This window comes from Azospirillum sp. B506, assembly GCF_000333595.1.
Classification (GTDB): Bacteria; Pseudomonadota; Alphaproteobacteria; order Azospirillales; family Azospirillaceae; genus Azospirillum.
On sequence record NZ_BADK01000511.1, the window covers coordinates 1 to 2673 of the forward strand.

Here is a 2673-nt window from a genome sequence, read left to right on the forward strand (position 1 = left end):
CCCGGTGCGGCTGGGGGTCGGAGCGCGGGCGCACGGAGTATTTCATGGTCTCGCTGGTCCATGGCGCGAGCGGGAAACGAACTGGCGGCCTATCCTCTGTCCAAAGGGATCGGGTGGGGTCACCGCCTTCAGCCATGCCGACGGCTTCCTCGCCATCGACGCCCAGGCGGAGGCGGTGGAGGCGGGCACGCCGGTGTCGGTCCAACTGCTCGGCCGCTCGCTGACGCCGGCCGACCTGATCGTGGTCGGCAGCCAGTGCATTGGCCTGAACGCCGTGCTGGGCCGGCTGATCGGAGAGGGGATGACGGTCAAGGCGCTGAATGTCGGTTCGATGGGCGGGCTGGCGGCGGCGCGGCGCGGGGAGTGCGACATCGCCCCCGTCCACCTGATGGACCCCGCCACCGGCATCTACAACACGCCCTTCCTGGCGCCGGGGCTGGATCTCGTCACCGGCTACCGCCGCATGCAGGGCATCGTCTTCCGCCGGGGCGATCCGCGGTTCGAGGGCAGGTCGGCGGCCGAGGCGGTTGCCGCGGTTGCCGCTTTGGCCGACTGCATCCTGATCAACCGCAACGCCGGCAGCGGCACCCGCATCCTGACCGACCGGCTGCTGGGTGCTGCGCGGCCGACCGGCTACTGGACGCAGGCCAAGTCGCACAACGCTGTGGCCGTCGCGGTGGCGCAGAACCGCGCCGACTGGGGCGTGGCCATCGAAACCGCGGCGACCCTCTATGGGCTGGGCTTCCTGCCGCTGCAGGAGGAGCATTACGATTTCGTCGTCCCCGCCGCCCGCCGCGACCGTCCGGCCGTCCGCCGCTTCGTCGAGGCGCTGGAAATGCCGGAGGTAACCGATGCCCTGCGCGCCATGGGCTTCATCAGATAGAACCTGACCCAGTCTCCAGCAAATCCGAACGAACTGCCGCGGGGCGGATTTTTTCGTGATCCAATGGTCGGGAGGTTGCGTATCGGGGGTCACAGGGCGACATACAGCCCGGCGCGACCGGTGGCGATGTGCAGGGCGGGATGCCGAATTGACGCAGGGGGCTTGAAAAAGGGGGCGCTGCCGCGAATTCCGGGAATGGGTGACATCCCTGGCTTGTGCGGCGGCCGATGTTCCCCTTGAATGGGCCGATGCAGGACCAGCACACCCCCACGGCCGATATGGCCCCCAGCCTGGAAGATCTGCTCGTCGCCGTCGGGCGCGGGCGGGACCGTCAGGCGTTCGGGGCGCTGTTCGGCCACTTTGCGCCGCGGCTGAAGACCTATCTGCGCCGGTTGGGATGCGACACCGGTGCGGCGGAAGAGCTTGTTCAGGAGGTTATGCTGTTGGTCTGGCGTCGTGCCGAAACCTACGATCCGATCCACGCCTCGGCCGGCACCTGGGTGTTCACCATCGCCCGCAACAAGCGAATCGATGTGTTGCGCCGCGAACAGCGGCCGGAGATCGACCCGGCCGATCCCGCCCTGGTGCCAGAGCCGGCTGAGGCCGCCGACCGCCGGATCGAGGCGAGGGAGAGCAGCGGGCGCCTGCGCGCCGCGCTGAAGGACCTGCCGCCGGAACAGGCCGAACTTCTGCGCATGGCGTATTTCGAGGACAAGCCGCACAGCGTCATTTCCGCGGAGCATGGCATCCCGCTCGGCACCGTCAAATCGCGCCTGCGTCTGGCGATGGAACGCCTGCGCCGGTCGCTGAAGGATGTCGGATGAGGCATTTCCGATGAACCGGCCGAGCCATCACCCCGGTGATACCCTGTTGATCGACTATGCCGGCGGCGCCCTGTGCGAAGGCGCATCGCTGGCGGTCGCCACCCATATGGCCTTCTGCCCCGCCTGCCGCCATGCGGTGACCGAGATGGAGGCCATCGGCGGCGCGCTGCTCGACGATCTGGAACCGGAAGCCCTCTCCGACGGCTGCCTGGAGGCGCTGATGGCCCGCCTGGACCATGAGCGGCCGGCACCGTGCCGACCGGCCGTCAAGTCGACGGCAGTGAGCGCGCGCTATCCCGAACCGCTGCGCAGCTATCTGCGGGGGCGGCTCGACCGCGACGGGCAACTGGGGGAGGGCGGCTGGAGCTTTCTGCAGCCGGGCATGCGCAGCCTGGATCTGCTGTCCGGCCGCGATGGAACCACCCGGCTGATCCGCATGAAGGGCGGCGTCGGCGTTCCAAAGCACACCCATGGCGGCATCGAATTGACCGTCGTGCTGGAGGGCGGATTTTCCGACGAGTTCGGTGAATTCCTGCCCGGCGATATCGCCATCGGCGACCCGTCATTGGTCCATCGTCCGGTGTCGGACCCGGAGGGCTGCCTGTGCCTCGCCACCACCATCGGCGGGCTGCGGATGACCGGGCCGCTGGGCCGGTTGTTCAACCGGTTCGTGAAGAGGTTCTGAGAGTGCGCGCCGCCCTTTCCCCCCGCGGCTTGGCCGGGAGGGAGAGGGTGGCGGAAGCTGGAGGCCTGGTTACGCCGCGACCGCCATCCGTCCGTCGCGCGCACGCATCAGCAGCCAGACCGCCGAGACGCCGAGCAGCTTCGAGGCGAAGCTGGCAGCCCAGACGGTGGGATCCCAGACGTCCAGCATGCCGAAGAAGATTGCGGTGTCGACCGGAACCGACAGGGCGGCGCTGATCCACAGCCGGTCGCGCAGCGGACGGCGGGTGATGGGAAGACCGC

General features: G+C 68.8%; 3 protein-coding genes and 1 pseudogene. 3 read left to right on the plus strand and 1 reads right to left on the minus strand.

The features are described from left to right. The 3 genes from I71_RS15335 to I71_RS15345 all read left to right on the plus strand — a co-directional run. On the plus strand, positions 1-883 hold an 883-nt coding region (locus I71_RS15335; RefSeq protein WP_280109877.1), incomplete at its 5' end, for a substrate-binding domain-containing protein. Positions 884-1131: 248 nt separating this feature from the next. After that, positions 1132-1707, plus strand: coding sequence for a sigma-70 family RNA polymerase sigma factor (locus tag I71_RS15340; protein ID WP_042695720.1), 576 nt, complete (start codon positions 1132-1134; stop codon positions 1705-1707). A 10-nt stretch (positions 1708-1717) separates the two neighbouring features. Then, on the plus strand, positions 1718-2392 hold the full coding sequence (locus tag I71_RS15345) for a ChrR family anti-sigma-E factor (protein ID WP_042695721.1): 675 nt from the start codon (positions 1718-1720) through the stop codon (positions 2390-2392). 69 nt (positions 2393-2461) lie between these two features. Here I71_RS15345 and I71_RS15350 read toward each other — a convergent pair. After that, a pseudogene (locus tag I71_RS15350) lies at positions 2462-2673 on the minus strand (preQ0 transporter); the annotation flags it as partial.

Coding starts and splice junctions, on each gene's coding strand:
- I71_RS15345 (WP_042695721.1), top strand. CDS start 1,718: ATGAACCGGCCGAGCCATCACCCCGGTGATACCCTGTTGATCGACTAT.
- I71_RS15340 (WP_042695720.1), top strand. CDS start 1,132: ATGCAGGACCAGCACACCCCCACGGCCGATATGGCCCCCAGCCTGGAA.